Source organism: Paenibacillus sp. JNUCC 34, from assembly GCF_058269055.1.
Map to the genome: position 1 here is coordinate 2,215,847 of NZ_CM177770.1, position 22,384 is coordinate 2,238,230.

General features: G+C 44.1%; 24 protein-coding genes and 1 tRNA gene. 19 read left to right on the forward strand and 6 right to left on the reverse strand.

What is annotated here, in order from left to right; genetic code table 11:
• Positions 1-147: 147 nt before the first annotated feature.
• Positions 148-1,077 carry an NAD(P)/FAD-dependent oxidoreductase gene (locus tag AC2TF5_RS10445; RefSeq protein ID WP_491302089.1) on the forward strand — a complete coding sequence of 310 codons (930 nt, stop codon included), beginning with the start codon at positions 148-150 and terminating at the stop codon, positions 1,075-1,077.
• A 117-nt stretch (positions 1,078-1,194) separates the two neighbouring features.
• Here AC2TF5_RS10445 and AC2TF5_RS10450 read toward each other — a convergent pair whose 3' ends face one another.
• On the reverse strand, positions 1,195-1,494 hold the full coding sequence (locus AC2TF5_RS10450) for a hypothetical protein (RefSeq protein WP_491302090.1): 300 nt from the start codon (positions 1,492-1,494) through the stop codon (positions 1,195-1,197).
• Positions 1,495-1,589: 95 nt separating this feature from the next.
• Between AC2TF5_RS10450 and AC2TF5_RS10455 the strand changes: the two genes are divergently transcribed.
• The 9 genes from AC2TF5_RS10455 to AC2TF5_RS10495 all read left to right on the forward strand — a co-directional run bounded on the left by AC2TF5_RS10455 (position 1,590) and on the right by AC2TF5_RS10495 (position 11,124).
• Entirely contained in the window at positions 1,590-1,952 is a 363-nt protein-coding gene (locus tag AC2TF5_RS10455) for an antibiotic biosynthesis monooxygenase family protein (protein WP_491302091.1), read from the forward strand.
• 26 nt (positions 1,953-1,978) lie between these two features.
• The gene (locus tag AC2TF5_RS10460) at positions 1,979-2,779 is read left to right on the forward strand and encodes an alpha/beta fold hydrolase (RefSeq protein ID WP_491302092.1); all 801 of its coding nucleotides are present in this window, start codon (positions 1,979-1,981) and stop codon (positions 2,777-2,779) included.
• A gap of 127 nt (positions 2,780-2,906) precedes the next feature.
• On the forward strand, positions 2,907-3,884 hold the full coding sequence (locus tag AC2TF5_RS10465; RefSeq protein ID WP_491302093.1) for an AAA family ATPase: 978 nt from the start codon (positions 2,907-2,909) through the stop codon (positions 3,882-3,884).
• Positions 3,885-3,895: 11 nt separating this feature from the next.
• On the forward strand, positions 3,896-4,999 hold the full coding sequence (locus AC2TF5_RS10470; RefSeq protein WP_491302094.1) for a DUF58 domain-containing protein: 1,104 nt from the start codon (positions 3,896-3,898) through the stop codon (positions 4,997-4,999).
• Entirely contained in the window at positions 4,996-6,303 is a 1,308-nt protein-coding gene (locus AC2TF5_RS10475) for a DUF4129 domain-containing protein (protein WP_491302095.1), read from the forward strand. The genes AC2TF5_RS10470 and AC2TF5_RS10475 overlap by 4 nt, the downstream gene beginning before the upstream one ends.
• A 12-nt stretch (positions 6,304-6,315) precedes the next feature.
• Entirely contained in the window at positions 6,316-8,274 is a 1,959-nt protein-coding gene (pulA, locus tag AC2TF5_RS10480) for a type I pullulanase (RefSeq protein ID WP_491302096.1), read from the forward strand.
• Positions 8,275-8,381: 107 nt separating this feature from the next.
• Entirely contained in the window at positions 8,382-9,998 is a 1,617-nt protein-coding gene (locus tag AC2TF5_RS10485) for an S-layer homology domain-containing protein (RefSeq protein WP_491302097.1), read from the forward strand.
• Positions 9,999-10,167: 169 nt separating this feature from the next.
• Positions 10,168-10,623 (forward strand): RidA family protein, encoded by a 456-nt coding sequence (locus AC2TF5_RS10490; RefSeq protein WP_491302098.1) that lies wholly within the window; start codon positions 10,168-10,170, stop codon positions 10,621-10,623.
• A gap of 6 nt (positions 10,624-10,629) precedes the next feature.
• Positions 10,630-11,124 carry a GNAT family N-acetyltransferase gene (locus tag AC2TF5_RS10495; protein ID WP_491302099.1) on the forward strand — a complete coding sequence of 165 codons (495 nt, stop codon included), beginning with the start codon at positions 10,630-10,632 and terminating at the stop codon, positions 11,122-11,124.
• Between the two features lies 1 nt (position 11,125).
• Here AC2TF5_RS10495 and AC2TF5_RS10500 read toward each other — a convergent pair whose 3' ends face one another.
• The gene (locus AC2TF5_RS10500; RefSeq protein ID WP_491302100.1) at positions 11,126-11,983 is read right to left on the reverse strand and encodes an alpha/beta hydrolase family protein; all 858 of its coding nucleotides are present in this window, start codon (positions 11,981-11,983) and stop codon (positions 11,126-11,128) included.
• A 180-nt stretch (positions 11,984-12,163) separates the two neighbouring features.
• On the opposite strand from AC2TF5_RS10500, the gene AC2TF5_RS10505 reads away from it, so the two are divergent.
• A tRNA-His gene (locus AC2TF5_RS10505) sits at positions 12,164-12,236 on the forward strand.
• A gap of 156 nt (positions 12,237-12,392) precedes the next feature.
• Here the strand turns inward: AC2TF5_RS10505 and AC2TF5_RS10510 are convergent.
• On the reverse strand, positions 12,393-12,896 hold the full coding sequence (locus AC2TF5_RS10510; protein WP_491302101.1) for a hypothetical protein: 504 nt from the start codon (positions 12,894-12,896) through the stop codon (positions 12,393-12,395).
• A 243-nt stretch (positions 12,897-13,139) separates the two neighbouring features.
• Between AC2TF5_RS10510 and AC2TF5_RS10515 the strand changes: the two genes are divergently transcribed.
• From AC2TF5_RS10515 to AC2TF5_RS10550, 8 genes are all read left to right on the forward strand, one after another.
• Positions 13,140-13,871, forward strand: coding sequence for a ZIP family metal transporter (locus AC2TF5_RS10515; RefSeq protein ID WP_491302102.1), 732 nt, complete (start codon positions 13,140-13,142; stop codon positions 13,869-13,871).
• 67 nt (positions 13,872-13,938) lie between these two features.
• The gene (locus AC2TF5_RS10520) at positions 13,939-14,199 is read left to right on the forward strand and encodes a YqkE family protein (protein ID WP_208919158.1); all 261 of its coding nucleotides are present in this window, start codon (positions 13,939-13,941) and stop codon (positions 14,197-14,199) included.
• Between the two features lie 88 nt (positions 14,200-14,287).
• Positions 14,288-14,704 (forward strand): GNAT family N-acetyltransferase, encoded by a 417-nt coding sequence (locus AC2TF5_RS10525; RefSeq protein ID WP_491302103.1) that lies wholly within the window; start codon positions 14,288-14,290, stop codon positions 14,702-14,704.
• 72 nt (positions 14,705-14,776) lie between these two features.
• The gene (locus tag AC2TF5_RS10530) at positions 14,777-15,496 is read left to right on the forward strand and encodes a DsbA family oxidoreductase (protein WP_491302104.1); all 720 of its coding nucleotides are present in this window, start codon (positions 14,777-14,779) and stop codon (positions 15,494-15,496) included.
• A 194-nt stretch (positions 15,497-15,690) separates the two neighbouring features.
• Positions 15,691-16,503 (forward strand): GNAT family N-acetyltransferase, encoded by an 813-nt coding sequence (locus tag AC2TF5_RS10535; RefSeq protein ID WP_491302105.1) that lies wholly within the window; start codon positions 15,691-15,693, stop codon positions 16,501-16,503.
• 124 nt (positions 16,504-16,627) lie between these two features.
• The gene (locus AC2TF5_RS10540; RefSeq protein WP_491302106.1) at positions 16,628-17,620 is read left to right on the forward strand and encodes a DUF4269 domain-containing protein; all 993 of its coding nucleotides are present in this window, start codon (positions 16,628-16,630) and stop codon (positions 17,618-17,620) included.
• 112 nt (positions 17,621-17,732) lie between these two features.
• Entirely contained in the window at positions 17,733-18,347 is a 615-nt protein-coding gene (locus tag AC2TF5_RS10545; RefSeq protein WP_491302107.1) for a TVP38/TMEM64 family protein, read from the forward strand.
• 34 nt (positions 18,348-18,381) lie between these two features.
• The gene (locus AC2TF5_RS10550) at positions 18,382-18,705 is read left to right on the forward strand and encodes a hypothetical protein (RefSeq protein WP_491302108.1); all 324 of its coding nucleotides are present in this window, start codon (positions 18,382-18,384) and stop codon (positions 18,703-18,705) included.
• Between the two features lie 116 nt (positions 18,706-18,821).
• On the opposite strand, the gene AC2TF5_RS10555 is transcribed toward AC2TF5_RS10550, so the two are convergent.
• The 3 genes from AC2TF5_RS10555 to AC2TF5_RS10565 are packed head-to-tail and all read right to left on the reverse strand — an operon-like array spanning position 18,822 to position 22,158.
• Positions 18,822-20,720 carry a CotH kinase family protein gene (locus AC2TF5_RS10555; RefSeq protein ID WP_491302109.1) on the reverse strand — a complete coding sequence of 633 codons (1,899 nt, stop codon included), beginning with the start codon at positions 20,718-20,720 and terminating at the stop codon, positions 18,822-18,824.
• A 19-nt stretch (positions 20,721-20,739) separates the two neighbouring features.
• On the reverse strand, positions 20,740-21,441 hold the full coding sequence (locus AC2TF5_RS10560; protein WP_491302110.1) for a DUF4956 domain-containing protein: 702 nt from the start codon (positions 21,439-21,441) through the stop codon (positions 20,740-20,742).
• A gap of 3 nt (positions 21,442-21,444) precedes the next feature.
• On the reverse strand, positions 21,445-22,158 hold the full coding sequence (locus AC2TF5_RS10565; protein ID WP_491302111.1) for a polyphosphate polymerase domain-containing protein: 714 nt from the start codon (positions 22,156-22,158) through the stop codon (positions 21,445-21,447).
• Positions 22,159-22,384 lie beyond the last annotated feature (226 nt).

Here is a 22,384-nt window from a genome sequence, read left to right on the forward strand (position 1 = left end):
ACCACCGCTAAATGCGGTCTGTCTTTTATGAGGTACATCGATAGATGTTTTTATATGGATATGAAATTATGGAAAGAATAGTTGGAGGAGTAAAGAATGATCTTGTTTTGAAAACAGAATGATTCTCACAAAAGGAAGTGAATTTCCATGAATGATTGTATTATTGTCGGCGGAGGGATTGCCGGTTTACAGGCTGCCATACAATTAGGCCGCTATAGTGCCCACGATATTCTAGTGATAGACAACGGAAGTGGGCGGTCGACATTATGCCGGAATTATCACAATATATTGGGCTGGCCTGATGGGATCTCTGGTGAAGAGCTTCGTTCTATGGGGAGACAGCAGGCTGAGTCTGTAGGTGTACAATTTACTTATGATACGGTGGAGAAGGCAGAGGCGAAGAACAGTTTATTTTTGCTTATCGGCGAGAGCGGTAAACAATACAACGCGAAAACGATCTTGCTTGCCACTGGCCTGACAGATCGCTTTCCGGATGTTCCGGGACTTGTGCCAACGCTAGGCTGTACGGTATACGTATGTCCGGATTGCGATGGTTACGAAGTCCAAAATCGCAAAACTGTCGTACTGGGAGCAGGTAAGACCGGTGCAGACATGGCTCTTCTTCTACGCGACAGAACCGACGATTTAACGTATATCAACCACGAGAAAACAGCTGTTGATGATGAGCTGCTTATGCAGTTAAAGAATAAAGGGATAGTATATGTTGAGAAGACAATCACAGAAATAGAGTGCCAAGAGGATGGAATGATCCAAGGTGTAAAGCTGGAGGACGGGACGGTGTTACCGGCAGAACGGGGATTTATCTCTTTTGGCGGAAACAAGGTTCATTCTGAACTAGCAGCGCAGCTCGGAGCGGAGCTTGAGCATAACAGACATGTAAAGGCTGATCCAAGATCCAAGATGACCAACGTAACGAATGTATGGATCGCAGGCGATCTTGGTGTTCACGCTGAACAGACAACTGTAGCGATGGGTGATGGGGCGACTGCTGCAATATGGATTCACAAAGCGTTAAAAGATATAGACGAAGTCACGAAACAATCCCGAGAAAAATGAATCAAGATAGACAAATAGAAGAGTTTAAGTAATAATATGTAATATATGAAACCCACCAAGTATTATCACCTTACAGATGATACTTGGTGGGTTTTCAACGTTTTTACTACATGTCATTCAGAGGTTAAATCGACGTACATGACTGTCCAGAGAAGCCTTACGAAGGAGCTCGACCTGTTTGGGGCCAATGAGGTCAAAGTGCGGATAAGGCATGCGGTTATGAATATATTTGGGATCGAGGTTATGTTCCACACACCATTGTCTTAGGCGTACCAGATCGGAGCATCCGACTTTGGTTACCGTCTTGTATTCTGGAAATCTGGAATCGTACCAATAGTGGGTCAGATACGCGATTTCGCCCCGACTCACCTCTGTTTTCCATTCTTTTAATTCTTGCTTCGAGATGCCAAATGCCATGTTGTTTCATCCCCGTTTCAGTATTCTTTCCTATTATATCAGCATATACATGGATACTGCACAAACATATTTCTAGATGAAAGCGGGGGCTCGAAATGATATTAGAAGCAGCCACATTGTATATCAAGCCAGGAGCTATAAACGATTTTGAGAGTGTATTTCGTTCCGCGTACGGTATTATTTCCAAAATGCAAGGTTACCTAGGCCATGAACTGTATAAATGCATCGAGAACAAAGATGAATATATATTGCTGATCCGTTGGAATGCAATTCATGATCGTTCGATCGGACTGCGCCATTCTCCTGAGTATAAGGAATGGAACGCACTGCATCAACCATTCTACGATCCGCAACCTGAAGTGAAACATTATATAGATATTCCAGTAGAGGGAAGGGAGTATGAGCGTGAGAAACGGATGAAAAAGGATAATATAACCGAAGGGCAGACAGAACTATAATTCGGATGAAGATGGAGTGAGCGATTTTGAGCATTTCGCCAGAAATTTGCAGCATCCAAGGAATTAATTACAGAATGACCGTTAGCGGTCAGGGAGAAACCGTTGTATTTCTGCATGGAGGACACACGAACCTTGATGTTTGGGAAGAACAGATTTCGTTTTTTGCCCAATATTTCAGAGTCATTGCTTATGATCAGCGCGGCTATGGACATACAGATATTCCTTCGGAACCTTTTTCTTATGAAGATGATTTAAAGCATATTTTGGACGAGTATATGATTGAGAGAACGATTCTTATTGGCGCTTCTTTTGGCGGCAGTGTAGCGATTGATTTTGCTCTTACGTATCCTGACAGAGTCAAAGCGCTAGTGCTTGCCGGGCCAGCTGTAAATGGAAACAAGCTACCTCTTAGAATGCGGCTCGAAAGTATTAAGAGTTACGTTGCGGTTAAAAGAAAAGGTATACATACGGCTGCGGATCAATTTGAGCGAAACCGGTACTGGAAGTACTTTATTCCGAAAGAAGCTGACAGAAGAAAAAGATTTATGGATATTTTTCGGGCTAACGAAGCTTTCTACACATGGGACTTGAAGTTGAACAAGAGTTTATCCCCTCCGGCAGCAGCCCGATTATCAGAAATTCGTATGCCAACGCTTATTATCGAGCCCGGTGACGATCTGAAATTTAATATAAAGACTTGCCAGATGCTAAAGAAAGGTATTTCGCAATCAGAATTGGTCTGTCTTCCCCATTGTGGTCATCTTCCAAATTTGGAACGGCCTGATGAATTTAATGAAGCCGTGTATAACTGGCTTCTGAAGCTTTAACTCAAAGCTCCGGTTCCATGATGGAATTGGAGTTTTTTTTATTTCGTATCAACTAGTGATATCGGATAAACAGGTTTTTTAAGCAAGATGCCGAATTTTATAAATATACAGCAGATCTACATAAGGAGTGGTTCCTATCACAGATTATAATGCAGTTCGCGAGTTGGCCGGACAGGTCCGGACAAGCGTCGGTAAAGTTATTGTAGGTAAAGAGGATTTGATAGATAAATTGTTTATAGCTTTAGTAACTTCAGGCCATGTCCTACTGGAGGATGTACCAGGCACGGGCAAAACATTGCTAGCTAAATCGCTAGCAAAATCAGTGGATTGCACGTTTAAAAGAGTCCAGTTTACACCCGACCTGCTGCCGTCCGATTTAAGCGGCATTTATTATTTCAACCAGAAGAGCTCCGAGTTTGAGTTCCGTCCTGGTCCACTGTTTACTCACATTTTGCTTGCGGATGAAATTAACCGGGCAACACCGCGTACCCAGTCCAGCCTGCTTGAGTGTATGGAGGAACGTCAAATTAGTATCGATGGTGTCACCCACATGCTGGAGAATCCTTTTCTTGTCATTGCTACCCAAAATCCGCTGGAACAACAAGGCACTTTCCCGCTTCCGGAGGCCCAGTTGGACCGCTTCCTGTTTAAGTTGAGCATGGGGTATCCAAGTTCGGAAGAGAGTGTGCATATATTAAAGCGCTTTAAAGAGGCACAGCCGCTTGAGCTGCTTACAGCTGCAACTTCTATCCACGAACTGTTACATGCGAGAGAGGCTGCTGCCAAAGTATTTATTAGCGATGATGTGCTGAAATATATCGTGGACCTGGCCGAGCGGACCCGTAAGGATGAATCTGTGGCTTCCGGAGTTAGTCCGAGGGGCTGTCAGGCTCTGCTTAAGGCGGCCCAGGTACAGGCAATATTACAGGGACGGGATTTCGTCACACCAGATGACGTTAAGCAGTTGGTACCTGCGGCCTGGGCTCATCGTATGCTCCTCCGGGGAACTGCCCGTACTCGCGGCAGAGGGGGAGCTGCAGAAGAGGTGATCCTACGCATTCTGCAGGAGTTACCGGTTCCGTCAGAAGACAGTATCTTACCATAGGAGGAAAATATATGGGAGCATACTGGATACTTCTTGTCGCAGCCGTTGTCATCTCAATGCAGGCAGGCCTGTTTCGGCGTTTTGCTCTGAGCAAGATTACATATAACCGATCATTTAAGGTTTCATCATGTTTTGAAGGTGAGGCGCTGGAATTGATTGAAACGATCGAGAACCGCAAGGTTCTTCCTGTGCCCTGGCTTCGGGTGGAATCTCAATTCCGGATGGGACTTGTCTTTCGGGGACAACAGAATCTGGATATCAGTGAAGGGCAGTATAACCAGAACCACAAAAGCTTTTTCAGTCTGATGCCATGGACAAAGATCGTTAGAAAACATTACGTAACAGCAGCTCACCGAGGGATTTACCGTTTGGGTACCGTGTCGATGACTTCCGGTGATCTTCTGGGAAGTAACTTCGTAGTACGGAGCGTTCCTCTTCAAGGTCAGGTGGTAGTTTATCCTGAGCCGTTAGATGTATCTGAAATGAGTTTGCCGGTCCAGACCTGGATGGGAGATTTAATTGTCCGAAGATGGATTGTGGAGGATCCGTTCCTTATTTCAGGAATCAGGGAATACCGGGATGGTGATCCTTTAAAAAATATTCATTGGAAGGCCAGTGCCCGGAGCGGATCTCTGCAGGTTCACAGGCGGGAGGCAACAGCAGACTGCCGGATAAAACTTTATTTGAACATTGAAGATCATGAACTCATGTGGAGTAAGGCAACTCGACCAGAAGCTGTTGAACACGGGATTCGCCTAGCAGCAGGTGTTGCATCTCATCTTCTGTCCCAAGGCATGGAGTTAGGTTTAGGCTCTAACGGAAGTCTTGAAGAAGAGCCAAATGAACTCATTGACATTCCCATATCTGGCGGGAGAGAACAGCTGAGCCTTATCTATGAATCACTCGCAAGGTTGGAGTTAAATCGTGCGATCTCTTTTCATGATTATATGGAACAAGAGCTTTATCGTTTGGAGGGATCATATGATATCTTGGTGCTAAGCACATATGTGAACGATCGCTTGCAGTCCATGTTGAACCGGTTCAAAGAGGAAGGACATCGAATTCAGGTAACCCTTCTTGAAGAGCCAGGTTTATCAAGGAAGGAGGTGTTATGATGAAATCCATGCTGAAGGATTTGCCTCAAGCTATTGGACAGGGAATGGTTGAATGTTTACTGTTTTTTCCGGTATTATACATACCGATGGTGTATCTTCTTCCGAAATCATTTATGATTATATGGTCGGTGGTGCTCATTCTTGGATATGCTGCAGGTTTTGCAGGCAGTCAACTGTTCAAGTTAAATACATTTCTGAAATCAGGATTGTGGGCTTGCGTGCTAGCTATTGTGGTATCCATTTCATTGCTCGGTACTTCACTCGCTCTTCTCGTAACCGTTCCCAGTTTAATTGTTGTATGCTATCGGGGAGCTCGAATGGAACAGATCAGCTGGTCCATCATGTTTCCGGGACAACATTTCTTGATTGGCTTGATCATATATGGCGTAAGCAGCTTCGTCTTGAGTTTTATTGTTTCGTTTAAGCCTTTTTTATCTATCTTAACACTGGCTGGAGCTTCGGCACTAATCGTCACCTTGTTCATTGTGAATCGCAATTTTGTTGAAGAACAGACCCTTCCCGGATCAGAGGTCCCAGTTATTGAGCAGCGTGTGCTTAGGCATAATAGAGGGATGATTATTATTATGTTGCTGATTATTGGTGCGATCGTTCTTTTTCCACAATTGCAGCAATGGCTGACTGCGTTAGGAAGAAGCATCGCGTCCTGGATCTCGGGTCTTCTGAGTACATCACCAGAAGAAAGTGAGCCTCCTCAGCAGAATCTTTCGGGAGAGAACAACATGCCTTTCCCCGAAGAAATATCATCACCGCCTGCATGGATTAAATTTATAGAGCAGCTGGCATTTTACGCTTTTTATATTTTGGCTGCAGTTTTGATTGTATTCCTGCTGTACCGCTTCGCCAAATCTCTTCCAGGCTTGCTCAGAAAATTGTCTGCCTGGCTGAACCGTTTGATGTCCCGCTCGCCGCAGAACGTAGCAGCATCGGGCTACGAGGACGAGGAAATAGAAATTGAGCATGAGAAGGCTATTAACTTGTTCAAACGTTTGCTCACAAGGCTACGTGTAAACGGGTCCTTACATAGAAACGATGAGTCAGGTGATAATGCGGCAAGAATAAGACAGATATACAGAAGGATACTGACACGTAAAATACAGGAAGGATACAAATGGCAGCCATCCCGCACACCAAGAGAAACTGAACAGGATCTGAAAGTATGGAAAGAAGCGGAGGAGTCCATGTCAGAAGGTTTTATCAGTCTGTATGAACAAGCCAGATACGGCGATCGCTCAATTCGTGATGATGAGCTACACAACAATCTTAAGAAATTTAAACGTAAATAAGGAGTGAACAGCATGTCAGTACAGAAAGAAAGCAATGTTAATATTGATTATGGAGACCTCTCCGTAACCGGAGGAATTTCGGTATTCTCTAAGGAGTTTGATAAAGCCTTTTATTATGATGGTGAAGATCTTGGACTTACTTATTCACTTGTTAGCTCAAAGTTCCGTTTATGGGCTCCTACATCTAGTGAAGTCTTTCTCATGCTCTACGAAGATTGGGACAGCACTTCCGGCAAAAAAATCCCTATGAATCGCGATGTGAAAGGCACATGGACCGTTCAGATTGACGGTGATTTGGCGGGACAGTATTATACATACCTGGTTCGGATCGGCAACCAATGGAATGAGGCTGTTGACCCTTATGCTAAAGCTGTTGGCGTAAATGGAGACCGAGGTGCAATTATGCACCTTACAGAAACGCATCCTGATCGGTGGACCTCGGATAAACCAAGTTTTGAGAATGCGGTGGACGCTATTATTTACGAATTACATATTCGTGATTATACGATTCATGCTGGTAGCGGTGTACGGAATAAGGGTAAATATCTTGGCCTGACTGAAAAAGGAACCCGTGGAACGGACCAAATGGTCACAGGCCTGAACCATATCAAGGATCTTGGTGTGACACATGTTCAACTGCTGCCTACCTATGATTACGCTACGGAAAGTGTAGACGAGACTCGCTTGGATGAGCCGCAATATAACTGGGGATATGATCCGAAGAACTATAATGTACCAGAAGGATCTTACGCGAGCGATCCGTACCGGCCGGATGCCCGTATCCGAGAGTTGAAACAGATGATCCAGACGTTCCATGATGAAGGGATCCGGGTCATTATGGATGTGGTGTACAACCATGTGTATGACGGGTATCTTGTGAACTTTACGAAGCTGGTTCCCGGCTATTATCTTCGCTATACAGCGGATGGCAAGTTCTCTAACGGCTCCGGATGTGGGAATGATAATGCAACCGAAAGACCGATGATGCGCAAATTTATTGTTGATTCAATACTGCATTGGGTTCAGGAATATCATATTGATGGTTTCCGCTTTGATCTCATGGGGCTTATGGATACAGATACCATGAACGAAATCCGCAGACAGTTGGATAAAATCGATCCATCGATCATTATGATCGGTGAAGGCTGGAACATGAAAACCGAGCTGGCACAGGAGAAACGGGCGAATCAGCTTCAAGCTGCGGAAATGCCAAGGATCGCTCATTTTAATGATGGATTCAGGGATGCTGTAAAAGGAGATATTTTTGTCTATGACAAGAAAGGATTTATCAGCACCGGAAAGTCCTTCGAATCCCATGTGAAGCAAGGAATTGTTGCAGGTATTACTTACAGCGATGAATTTGCTTCATTCGCAGTTGAGCCCGATCAAACGGTGAACTTTGTGGAATGTCATGACAATCATACCCTGTGGGATAAAATTGTACTATCCACCGAAGGGGAAAGCGATGATCTTCGGCGGGCTATGCACCGACTGGCTTCATCGATGATCCTGACCAGCCAGGGGATTTCATTCATTCATGCGGGGCAGGAATATTACCGTACCAAAGGCGGCGAAGAGAACAGTTATAAATCTGGGGATGAAGTAAATCAACTGAACTGGGATCAGGCAGCCGAGCACAAGGACGGCACGATGTTTATCCGCCAGCTGATCAAGCTTCGCAAGGAACATCCTGCTTTCCGGATGAAAGATGCTGATGCGATACGAAATCATCTGTTCTTCGAAGAAGCACCAGAGCATGCGGTGGCTTACAGTATTCGTGATCATGCGAACGGAGATCCTGAGAAGCATTTGTATGTGCTTCACTATGCCGGCAGAACAGCAGCAGAAGTTAAGCTTCCGGATCTTGGCTCCTGGCATCTGTTGTTTGGAGAAGAATGTGTTGAGAATTTATGTGATAATATGCTGAAAGTCAACGGGATTGGCACGATTGTTCTCGCCTGTAAGCCGTAGATCATTGTAATAAAAATTGGGGATTTACCAAGAAATGATTAATGCCTGAAATATCTTTCGTCTGATATGCTGGTGAATGAATCTGACGAAAGAATTGAGGCGTACTTGTGAAAAAATATATATTGTCTCTGATGGTGTGTTTGATGTTAATCCCAAGCGGATTCACTCCAGTAGAGGCCAAGCAAGCCCCGAGTCAACCCGTATTTAATGATATCTCAGGCAGTTATGCGAAAGAAGCTATTCTTCGCTTGGCCAAGAGAGGGATCGTAGACGGAAATGGCGCCGGGGCTTTTCTGCCGCGGGGTAAAGTTACACGAGCAGAGTTTACGGCGATGCTTGGCAGGCTCTTGGGGATGAATCCGGTAATGAATGACCTACCTGCATTTCGGGACGTTCCGAACCAGGCTTGGTATTACGGATGGGTTCACAGCGGAACGAATCTCGGGATTGTTAATGGTAAAGGAGAGCGGCTATTTAAGCCCATGGATCCTGTGTCCAGGCAGGAAGCAGCGGTAATGATGGTCCGTGCCATGAAGCTGGACAGCAGCCGTGATGATGTGGCTGTGGCAGACCGTTACAAAGATTCGGAGGACCTGGCGTCTTGGGCACGGTCCGAAGTGGGAACTGCTACAACAAAAGGTTGGATACAGGGAAGTGATGGATACTTCCGTCCATATGATGCTATTACTAGAGAAGAAACGGCCATGCTGTTGGACCGTGTTCTGCGTTCCGGTAATGTATCGGATGTTCTGGATGCAGGATATAACTCATCAGCGTCAGGTATCCAAATGGGATGGCTGTACAACGGATCTGCGAAACAGTATATCTCCTATGCCAAGACAGCGGGCCTGAATACACTCGTACCACGGTGGTATTATATCGAGAGCACAGGGACCGTCTCTGACGGGACAGACCAGGAGCTGCTTAAGTGGGCTCAGCTTAACGGCCGTAAGGTGTGGGGGATGCTCGGGAATCGTTCGAATGCAGAAGTAACCCATCAAATGCTGAGTGATGCCAGTTCAAGGCGTTCGGTGGTAAACACACTGGCTGGTTATGTGACGAAGTATAATCTCAACGGTATTAACGTGGATTTTGAAGATGTTCTACCGGAGGACCGCTCTAATTTGACAGCATTTATTCGTGAGTTATCAACTGAGCTGCACCGCCGGGGAGCTGTGACTTCGATTGACGTTTCTCCAGACCTGGGAACTGATTGGACAGCAGCTTTCGATTATGCTGCTTTGGGTAAATTCGCCGATTATGTGGTGCTTATGGGATATGATGAACATTGGGGAGGTTCGCCGAGAGCCGGGTCCGTTTCTTCAATGCCGTGGTTATCATCTGCCGTGGATAAACTATTGACTCAAATTCCAGCTTCGAAAGCAGTGATCGCTCTTCCGCTGTATACCCGGGAATGGCGATTTAGTCCAGTCGTCGGATCAGAGGATATCAGTTTAATCGAGCAAGGAGAACGTATATGGAAACAATCAGCTTCAATGGTATGGAATGACGTTGTTGGTCAATATGAGGCAGGGTATACACGTAGCGGATTACAACGCAAAATTTGGACAGAGGACGCCCGATCTTTGTCGGTGAAGCATAGCATGGTAGAGGATCGGCATACTGCCGGATTCGCTTATTGGTATCCGGGCTCAGAGACGCCGGATGTATGGCAGGCCATCATGAATATGAAACGCTATAAGAGCTATTCATTTGATATTTAATACAGAAGTAAAAACGTGCCGGTCAAAGGTTTTTCTTTGGCCGGCACGTTTGATTTGTAAGACAAAAGGTTTTTGTTCATATAGAAGTTTTTTCATGATACAATGTACCGCAAATGACAGCTTGGTATCGCTAATGATTTCAGATAACAAGGAATTAGGAGGGGTTAGCATGGTTGATTCCATCGATGAACGATTGGCGGTACTCGGTATCACACTTCCTGAAGCTAGCGGGCCTACTGCGAAGTACGCAAACGCTGTAACGGTAAACGGCCTTATGTTTGTGTCGGGGAAAGGTCCTGCGGGACAGCCACGTGGGAAGCTTGGAGAGGTTTTTACGACGGAACAGGGATACGAATTTGCTCGTCAGGCTGGGATCGAAGTGCTAGCTGTACTTAAGGAAACTCTTGGATCGCTTGACAAGGTAAAGAGGGTTGTGAAAATCCAAGGATTCGTGAATGCAGTATCCAGCTTTGAAGAACATCACAAGGTGTTAAACGGGTACTCAGACCTTCTGATGGATGTATTCGGCGAAGCCGGCGTCCATGCCCGTTCCGTATTGGGGGCTGTCTCGGTCCGGGATGATCTGCCTATTATTGTAGATTCTATTTTTCAGGTGGAGGAGTGATACATAGTGGAGTTGAGAGCGTTGAATACCGATGAAGGCCGAGATATATATGATATGATCCTTGAAATCGGCAGCGGGCAAAACGGATTTGTAAATAGCCTGTACAGTGAGAGAATGGAAGATTTTCAATTGAAACTTATTACGAATCACAAAATGGCACAAGGTATCAACTTGCCTGAAGGCTATGTACCTCAGACCTTGTACTGGATATATGTCGATGGGATACCCGTTGGCTACGGTAAATTGAGACATTACTTAAACGACCAGCTGTTGGAGCATGGAGGGCATATCGGTTATGTCATACGACCATCAGAGAGAAGAAAAGGTTATGGCAAGCTTTTGTTGAAACAGTTGCTTGGCATGGCCAAGGACAAACAAATCTCGGAGGTGCTGTTGACATGTGATGAAGATAACGCTGCATCCCGCCGCATTATTGAGAGCAACGGGGGCAGGCTGAAAGATATTCACGATGGAAACTGTAAATACTGGATTATAACCTAACTCAAGAGATAACAGGCTTCTCCAGCCAATCAAATATTCGGTTAACCGCAGTCTCATGCAAGGCAGCAGGAAAGTGGTGCCCAAGGTCTTCATACAGATGCAAGCTGGCATCCTTTCCTAATTCAAGCAGCCGCTCGTACATTTGAAGTCCATGACGGACATAGACTTGTTCATCTAGGGTACCATGTACGATAAGTACAGGACATTGAATTTTATCTGCAAAATGAAGAGGGGATCGCTCAAGGTAACGCTCAGGGTATTTTGCTGGTGTGCCCCCGATCACTCTTTTCAGCATTCTGCGGAGATCAATGCGTTCCTCATATGTCAGCATCATGTCCGATACCCCGCTCCAAAGGATCAACTTGGATATCATTGAAGTGTCTACAGCTGCTCTTGCGGCATTAATTGAGCCCCGGGAGAAACCAAGCATATACATAGACTCCGTATCTACAAATGGCAGTTTGGATAGCCAGGTCATTGCGGACAAAACATCCAAGACATCCCTGCCGCCGAACTCGTCTCGGCCCTGGCTTCCTTCATTTCCGCGATAGGCAGGAGCGAATACACAATATCCTTTAGCTGCAAATTGGCGCAGCCAATCTAGCTTGACGGCACCATATTTACCGATGCCTCCACGGCAATAGATAAGGAGAGGGAGCTTGTCTTTTTGAAGAGTGGACGTATCCTTTTCATCTATATCCAGTGGTGACGCTAATATCTCGACCTCTGATATATCGGAAACGGACTGGTGTATGTACTGTTTCAGAGGAGCACCTTTGTAATGCGTAAAGTTTGTCGGCATGCATAAATAGCCATTAACTTGGAGATCATCTGACAAGTATGTTAATCGATAGATCATGCTTAAACCGCCTTTGTGCTTTGTTGAAGTGATGTAATGTGACTATACCCTTAATGACGATAGCCAAGCAACAATTAGAAGCTGTTTTATGGCACGAGTAAGCAAAAAGGGTATTGGAAAAAGTTACAACTTGCAAAAATCCTTACTCATATGTTAAATTAAAAATCACTGATTGATATGGCGGTCGTGGCGAAGGGGTTAACGCACCGGTCTGTGGCTCCGGCATTCGTGGGTTCAAGTCCCATCGATCGCCCTTATAATGCAAATTTGATAGTTCAACAAAAAAGGAGAGCCAGAGGGCTCTCCTTTTTTGTTTGTTTTGTATGTATTTTGTAGATAGTAACTCATTCACATCTTGCATTTCAGGCCTGAGGAAATATATGTCCTCGATTTGGGTTGTAAGAACAATTTACCGGTGCTTTCTTTGTCCTAGGATCAGCCAAGCACCGCCGAGGACGAGCAAGATTGCAATCAAAGGCTGTACAATTGACAAATAACTCAGAACCGGTCCAATTGAGAAAACGACGAAGAACAATAGCGATAGCACGGTCAAAATATTGATTGGAATGAGCAACCATTTGTTGCGGGAGCCAAACCAGTAAAATTCGAACAGGCCTGCAGCAACGGCTAGAATGAATCCCGGCCACATGGTTCCCCAATTATCAAATAAGGAAGCAATTTGGCTGACAATACCCGCTGTGAGCAAAATTCCACCCGGAATAAGAAGTCCGATCCCTTGGCGACCAACCATGGAAAAGTACATCCAATGGAAGAACAATCCGAGTGGAATGACAAAAAGTGTAGGCCAAAACGTTGCGAAGATGGATCCTGTACTTACCGTGCCTCCCTGGTTGAATAACAGATAGGCACCCAGTAGGATTAGCAGCGGCGCAAGAATGGTCCGTTTCATCATGTAAACTATCTCCTTTCATATGTACTCAATAAAGTGAGCATATCATGAATTAAAAAAAGTGTCCTCCGTCTGAGGGTAAATGTAGAACCTAGACTTTAGTCTAGGTAGTGTATAAGGTGAACTTATATAAGTAGTGTTGGAAGCCCTTCCCATTTTCATATTCGTAAATCAATGTTTATATAATAATAGCCTAGCATCAAGAAGTTGACGATTAACACAGAAAAATAAAGGGGACAGCATGATATGGAATCGGCTCTCATAGGTAGCTTTATTTCAGCCATGGCAACCGTGTTTGGAGCGGTGCCGTTATTATTCGTAAAAACATTGTCCGAGAAATGGAAAGATATCCTCATCGCTTTTACGGCAGGAATTATGGTTTCTGCTTCTACCTTTGGCCTAATGCCTCAATCCTTGCAGGAAGGCGGGATCATACCGCTTACAGTCGGATTGCTGCTGGGTATTGTGGTCTTGGATCTGATTGAAAAAAACATTCCCCACATCGATGTGGAGAACCAGTCGCGTATACGGTCTTTTGATTCTTCATCATTGCTGGTCATTATTGCTTTGTTCCTTCATAACATTCCGGAAGGGCTTAGCACGGGATTCAGTTATGCAAGCGAAAATGTTGGACTGGGACCCATGGTTGCAATCTCGATCGGTGCACAAAATATGCCGGAGGGATTAATCTTAGCAGTGTTTCTGATTAACTCCCGAGTGAGCAGATTCAAAGCGTTTTTGATCGTGTTCATAACAGGAATGATGGAGCTTGTTTCCGCTGTCGTTGGTTATTTTGCAGCTAGTTATATTGAATTTTTGATTGGTTACGGATTAGCATTTGCAGCTGGAGCCATGATGTTTATCGTGTATAAGGAACTGATTCCTGAGAGTCACGGACACGGTTATGAGCGCCCTTCAACCTATTCGTTTATAGTTGGGCTGCTGATCATGGTATATATTAGCTATGCTTTTGCTTGATACATAAGGACCGGGTGCTGTGAAAGGTCGAAACTGTTATAATGATGAGGAACCGAGGTGATGCGATATGGCGAAAAAAAAGGGAAGAAAAGAGACGCCTAGAACTGAATCTACAGATAAGCCGGCCACTCTTAAGGATTTGTTAAATCCACAGGTGATTGAACGCCTAAAAGCCCAGGCTGATTCCCTGAAAGCTGATGAAGCGAAGAGACTTGAAGAAGAACGTCTCAAGCGGGAAGCAGCACGTAAAGCAGAGCAGAAACGATTGGATAATGATTTCGAGCACCTACTGGAAAATAGTGGAATGGATTGGCGTAAGTACAAATGAACAGGCGGCTTTAGCCGTCTGTTTTCTTGTACTTATATCTCATTTGATGTGGGAACGGAGTAAAGTACTGGTTTTAGGAGGATAATTAATGCATCTATATAGAGAACTGGTTATCGAAGACTATGAACAGATTCTGGATTTATGGAGAAATACAGCAGGAGTTGTAATCAGTGAATCCGATTCGGAGCCCTCAATCAGAGCTTATTTAGATCGAAATCAGGGCCTGAGCTTTGTATGTGAGGATGAAGGTCAGATTGTCGGAACGGCATTATGTGGCCATGACGGAAGAAGGGGGTTCTTGTATCATGTTGCTGTGAAGAGTACATATCGGGGACAGGGAATTGGGTCGGGATTAGTTTCATCCTGTCTTGAGCAACTTAAGCAAAGAGGCATATTAAGGTGTCAATGTATGGTTTTAGCGGATAACACAGCAGGCGGCCGGTTTTGGTCTGCAGCGGGCTGGAATCGTCGGGATGATCTCCTTCTGTATTCTCGTGATACGTAAAAAACTTGCGGAAAACTCGAACGTAAGTTACAATAAGTAAGTGACGATTATTAACTTAGGGGGTTGTCTTTAATGAAAGTTGAGATCTGGTCGGATATTATGTGTCCGTTCTGTTATATTGGAAAACGCCGTATTGAGACGGCACTTAACCATTTTCCACATAAAGAAGATGTTGAGGTTGTTTACCGCAGTTTTGAACTTGATCCGAATGCCTCCTATAAGCCGGGCGTATCGATAAACGAACTGCTGGCTGCCAAATATGGCATGAGCATCGAACAGGCGCAGGCTTCTAACGATAATATTACAAAACAGGCTGCCCAAGAGGGACTTACATATCATCTGGATAAAATCCTTCCGTCGAACTCCTTTGACGCCCATCGGCTCATTCACTTTGCATCACAGCATGGCAAAATGAAAGAAATGACCGAGCGGCTTTTCCAAGCTTACTTTACAGAAACACGTAATCTGGAGGATAAAGAGCTTCTGGCTGATTTGGCAGCGGAAATAGGTTTATCCCGTGATGAGGCAGCCGCCGTACTCGCTGGAGATGCATTTTCCGCAGAAGTGCGCGCTGATGAAGAAGCAGCGAACCGAATTGGGGTTCGAGGTGTTCCATTCTTCGTATTGGATGGTAAATATGCCGTATCAGGGGCTCAACCGTTGGAGGTATTTATGGATGCCCTACAAAAAGCCTATGGTGAAGAAAAGCCATTGATTCTCGTAAATGATGATGACAATGCCGCTGGTGCTTGCACAGACGGCTCATGTGATATTCCTACGAACGGTAAATAAATAAAGTTCCAGATGCACCCGCCTTTCATGAACATGATGGCAGGGTGCTTTTTTTATAGAATGAAGAAGTTGTAAACAACTATTGAATTATGGGAACCTGTGTTCTAAAATAGTGATTATCGGAATATTTCTGAAGGTATACCATAGATTCATTTGGCAGAGTTGATGATTAAACCAAGGAGGCGTATATATTTATGATTCAATCGTTCCCGTCAGAGTCGTTAATCGTTGACATCGAGTCATCTGAAGTTGATTATATGACAGATCGGATGAAGGCCATTGAGGAACGGGACGGTAATCCGGAAGGCGTTGAAATAAAGCATATAGGCCATGCAGTTTGCTTGTACAGTAAGAGTATGCCTTGGTCGTCATTTAACACAGTAAAAGGAATACGGTCTGAAGATATCTCGTACATCGATGACATAATGCACTTCTACCGATCGAGAGATCGTAAATTTCAGATTGAAGTTGTTCCTTCGCTGGTCGACCAGAAACTATTGAAAGCGTTTGCTGACAAAGGAATGTATCAGTCCGGTTTTCATACGTCTATGTATATTAAGCCAGAGTCTCTGACTGATGAATCCCATTGGGCTGCAATCGATATTAAACCACTAAAGCGGGATGAGTTTGAGAAATACGCGACTGTTCACTGTATCGGAACCGGATTGCCTCAGCAGGGTATACCTTCTGTAGCACGAAATAACGAAGTGCTGTATGACCGTCCGGGATGGAGATTTTTTATGGCTTATATCCATGATAATCCGGCTGCGGCTGGCGTAATGTATGTCAAGGGGCATGTCGCTTCTTTGACGTTTGCCGCCACGTTACCAGAGTACCGGCGGCAAGGGTTGCAGCAAGGATTACTCAGAAGACGGATCGCAGAGGCTGCAAGGGAGAGCTGCCGTTTGGTGGTAAGTCAGTGTTCATTTATATCTCCAAGCCATCGTAATATGGAACGTGTCGGAATGAAGCTTGGATACGTGAGAACAGCTTGGACGGAGAGATAACAGATTAGACCGCTGCTGATTTACGGGTCAAATGAAAGGTGTTGATTTTATAAATACCCTCATAGATTTCAGAGATCTTTCCTATTTAGAGCATGGAAATTACAGGCAGCAGGCTGTGTATGACGTGTTGGCAGAATTGCAGATCATGGATAGACTTCGGGAATTTGATCCTATTTTAGTTGGAACGATTCCGATCGGAATTGATCTGCCGGAGAGCGATCTGGATATCATATGTTGCGTTTCAGACTTTAAAGATTACCAAGAAGTGATAACAGAACGTCTAGGAAGTATATCTACTCTAAAATTTTCTTGCGAACCGGGAAAGGCAGAGGCTGCAGAGAGCCTCGTCGTACAATTTACATATAAAGATTGGCTCTTTGAGTTGTTTGCTCAGCCAGTTCCGACTATCTTGCAAAACGGGTTTAGACATATGGTGGTGGAGCACCGAATATTAAAAATCCTCGGTGAAGAGGCGCGTCAAAATATTATTTCTCTCAAACAGTTGGGTATGAAAACGGAACCGGCATTTGCGAAACTGCTTGGCATCGAAGGAGATCCTTTTCAACAATTGCTTATGTTATCCGATTGGTGTGATGATGAATTAAGAACATTTTTATATAAGAAGATTAATGGAGGCTTGCAGGATATGAATGAGAAAGATCAGCTCATAGAGCAGTACTCGGCATGGATTAATTTTATTGAGGTTTTGGAAGAGCAGAAAGAGGATTTTTGGAATCAACCGCTCGGAGAAGGAAAATGGTCTGTGCGCGATGTCGTTAGTCATATCATGAAATGGGATCAGTACTTCTTTGAAGAAGCTATTCGTAAAGTTAACGAGGGAGAGGAGCTGACAGTTAAACATCTGGATTATAATGTGTTTAACGAACAGGCTAAGCAATACGGACGAACCTGTTCTATTCAAGAGCTGGCAGAGCAAACAAAGACATATCGCCAAACTCTGATAGACCACATTCAATCATTGTCGGACGAGCAATATGATAAGGAATATACGGATGCGGACGGTCATCCATTTCAAGCAGCCGTATTCATGAAGGATTTCATCTGGCATGATCAGCATCATATGAAGCAAATTCAGCCTCTATTGAATAATCAATAATGGTCGGTATTCTGTAAAAATAATTTTAATGAATGATCGCCGCTAATCCGTTACACTATGTATAACTGAATAATAAAGTAGGTGAAATGGGTTGCTTGATGTGGCTGACATCATGTCATTATTTACAGAAGAAAATCTCGAGTGGTTTCTGGAGAAATTCAGATCATTCGGACCTTTGCCCGGAATTCTTCTTACCTTTCTAAAGTCGTTTATACCACCGCTGCCAACAGCTCTAATTGTTGGTGTCAACGCTGCGGTATATGGCTTCTGGCCTGGGTTTATATATTCTTGGTTCGGTCTGGTAAGCGGATGTCTGGTTACGTTTCTTGTGGTACGCAAAATATCTAGCTCTCGTTATCTGGATAAATGGGCTTCGAAGCCTAAGGTCCAGAAAGGGATGAGGTGGATTCAGCGTAACGGGTTTAGTTATGTATTTATACTTGGAATTCTTCCGGTAGGCCCCTTTGTAGCGGTCAACATGGCCGCAGGCATAGCAAGGATGCATATTCAATCCTATTTACTTGCTGTTACTTTAGGCAAGGGTATTATGGTATTTAGTGTATCCTTTGTAGGAGCTAACTTTGCAGACTTTTTGGAACAACCGCTTTTGTTACTCGGTGTAATCGCTGTTGTAATCGTGCTTTTATGGCTTAGCAGGAAAGTAGAGTCTCATATACTCAGAGGCAGTGATGAACTACACAAGACTGCAGAGGTTTCAAGTGAATAAAGAGACCCAAAGTGTTCCGATGTGAAAGGAGCAAATGATGACCAAACTATGGAGTGCATCTCTCGAAATAGTACGAATGATGATTATAATGTTCATCATTACAGCGCTTCTAGGGGAAGTAGAGCAGCGAATTATATCAATGTTGATTCAATGGCAGGATTTTTATGGACTTTTTTTGCTTGCGGGAAATTTACTTTTGTTTCTCGTTGCATATCGTAATAAACTACAATTTCATGGCTGGTATCGTTCATCAGAGACACAGCGAAAACTGTCTGGTAAAGTGACCCGGGGCTGTCTAACGGTTGCAACCGTATTGATTCTGACACCGGTCGTCTTATCAGGAATTCGTATTGTATAATAATGATAGATTTATAATGTATTGTTAGATTCGGCAGATTGGAGCCAGGAAACAGTTAAGAACCATCTCTCATACAGCTGTGTGAGAGATGGTTCTTTTATTATTTTCATATCCGATTATAGTCGCTTGCGTTTGTAGAGCGTAACGAACACACAGGATAAAAGAAGTATGACAATAGCGATTCCTGTATAAAGTGCTTCACGACCGCTGCCCTGCTGCTGAGTTCCTTCGCGGCCGAAACCGTCCGGTTTAAAGCCACCGCCGCCTTGGCCTCCCGGCATCTGTCCGCCCATTTGACCATTGTTCATTTCACCGCCAAATCCACCTTGACGATTGTTCTGCTGTCCGGTTTTAGGAGTCTCAGTTTGAGTATCAGCAGTATTAGGTGTATTCGCTGCATTTGGATCAACATTGCTGTCCGCATTATTGCTTGTATTGTTACCTTCTGGTATTTGTGGTGTTGCATTGTTTGTGTTGTTACCTTCCGGTACCTGCGGTATAGCATCGGCTGGCATATCTCCCGGCATACCTTCAGGCATATCACCTGGTGGAGTAGGGGGAGCTGCTTGCCCATTAGCAGCATCGGGCGCTCCATTCATTGCTGGCACACCGTCTGCGCCGGCAGCATTGCCCGTATTGGTATTGGTGTTGCCTTCGGCACCTTCACTATTCATCCCTCGGCCCATACCGCGGTTTCCACCGTCGCCTGGTCCCATACCGCCACCGCTTCCGCTGCCGTCACCTGAAGAAGGGCTCGTGCCATCCAATTGTTTTGTAATGTTTTCCACATTGGTTGCTGAGAAGGAGGTGAGAGTGGGTAAAGATTTTTCATACTCTTCGTAAGAAAAGAAAGGTCTGGGATCGTTCTTCACATGGGAAGAGATCAGCTCTTGAAGTTCCTCTACTCTGGATGTGAAATTTTCTTCCTTCAGATATCCATTTATCATATCACTGAGAATCTGATGATATTTTTCCTTGTACTCATCGACTTCCAGAAGTTTAGCTATGAGCGGTCGCTCGGCAAGAGCTCCTTGAGTGGGTTCATCAATCAGCAGATCTGAGCCTCCAAAACCACCAAATGCCATGTTGTAATCCCAAGGTAGGACATTGAAAATTCCATTATCCTCATACAAATAGTAGTTTTGTTTATTGGAACCGATGTAACTGTCCATATTGGAAGCTGCCACGTTGAGTGCCACATATTTCAGCACATTATCTACATTTAGTACTTTTTCATAATCCGATCCGTTGTTAAGTTCATCCAGCATATTGATCAATAGTTTATCATTGGATTTTTTTGATTTCTTGACGAGTCCGGTGTAGGAATCAGGATCATTTCCATACCACATTAGATCAGTGCCGGAACCCATCATTTCAGCTTTGTACAGTGCACCGGTCGTGGTGTCGAAATTCCGGGCCAGATAAGCTTCATCAATCTGCTCGATCGCCAGATAAAATCCCCAGAGTTCGTCATTTACATATACATTAACATAAGAGAAACCAGGTGTCGGAAGCCCAACAGTCTCTGCCAGTTCATAAGTTAAGAACTCGCGCATATACGAAGCATCACTGTAGTTGTTGTTCAGATTGATTTTGCTGATACCATTCAATTGCTGATTAATATATTCGTCAAAAGAAATCTTGAAGCTGTATCGATCGGAGTCTGAATTGACGACGCTTCGCAGGCTCAGATTACCTTTGGTACGAATGCCGACATGATCAAACTGCTGACCGTTATAATTAACGGATGCTTCTTTAAATTCCTCGTCGCTGGCATTATCCAGCATGTCCTGAAAATCAGCTTCATCCAGCGTGATTTTCACATCAATCACTTTGTCTTTCGGGAACACTTCCTCTTTAGCGGCAAGTTCCTCCTCGGAAAGAGTGTTTGTTGTTCCATCTGCAGTTGATTCCGCTGTATCCGAAGTGCTGCTTGTGAGCTCACAGCCCGTTACGCTAAATAGAAGCAGCAGGCAACAGAGGAACAGGAGAATCGCTTTAAGCTTTGATCGCATCTTCCTGACACCACCTGTCTTAGGATACATAGTCTCCGTTATAGCTGATCAGCACTGCATTTTTAACGCCATGCATCTCAGAAATTTGATTTACAAATCGGCCTTCTTCGTCTTGAAGACGAACCTCGAGTGTCATTTCAATGTTTCCTGGGGTTACGGTTTTTTGCTTCACGTTATAACGTTTGACTACACTCGTGATTGTCTTGAGAATCTCCTGTTCACTGGAATCATTGTCACAGTTAATGACGAGAAGGTACGGGGTATCAACAGTTGCTTTCTTAATGAAGAAGAACAGGATTAACCCAATGATGACAGAACCTAATATAGCCAAAGTGTAGAAACCTGCGCCTGTAACGATGCCGGCCGTAGCAGCCCAGAACAGAAAGATGAGGTCAGTCGGATCTTTAATCGGTGTTCTAAATCGAACAATGGATAATGCGCCGACCATACCGAGTGACAAGACGAGGTTAGAGTTGATTGCAATAATGACCATGGCTGTAATTATCGTCATGCCGATTAACGAAACGTTAAAACTTTTGGAATACAAGACTCCACTGAATACTCGCTTATATAAAAGATAGATGAAGAGTGCAATAACAAAAGCGATACCAAGTGTAATTAGAATTTGGGAAATGGTGATGTCGGAAACGAAATTTTCCATAACTGATTTTTTAATAATATCCGAGAAATTGGTTGATTTATTGGTCGTTGTGGTGTCCATGAATTAATAATCCTCCCAAGAGTTATATTTTAGAAATTTACGGCACATGACGTACTTGCTTGCGGATTGTCTATTCAAGCCTTCCAGTTGGAGTGCCGCTTTGATATATTCCGGTATATATTCGTCGTATTTAACTTCCATAATAATGAGATTCTCATCAATCGCCCGAACAGGATCCAGATTTTTGTTAAACAGTTCAGTGGAGTGCAGGCCACTCCGCAGTTCTTTATCGAACGTGATCCTCACGTTTCCGTGATGACAGACATAAGGTTCGCGAACATAGTCAACAATGACCTTCGGACGCAGCAGATTGTGTTTCATTTCATAATAAAGCTCCGTAAAGAGAGGCTTGTCCGGAACGTTTAGTCCTTCGAACTGTCCTGCTATAATCTCGTCGGTCATATCCCTAGTGAGAGGTTCTTTTACCTTAGCGATGTAGTCTCTGAATTTGATCTTCTTTTCGAAATGAATCGTGGTGTCCTCGATATTGTAGATTCGGATGCGATACTTCACCCGGTCTCTAATACCGCCCAGCTTCTCATGAAGGGCCTTGTTGTTAATATCATCAAAATATAAGCTGCGGATATGATATTCGCCTGAAGGACTTGCATGCTGATCACGTGACACCAGATTTCTCAGCCGTGTAGAAATAATCTGATATTGGTGTTGGTTCACAAAAAATTTCATCTCATGTCGATATTTCAACGTTGAATTCATTCAATTCACACCTCTTTTCTAAAAAAAATTACAATTGGTTTCCTCGCCGGAACCTTGGTGTCCGGGTACGAAATTCATAGTATCAACCATTCCTGATTTCTTTCTTAAGAACAACTGAAAGAAAACTGAAAGTTAACACAGCGAAAACAATGCGATAACAAAGCAAATATAAAATATATATATTTATGGTTCTTGACGGAGGTAAAAATTGGAATTAAACTATGGG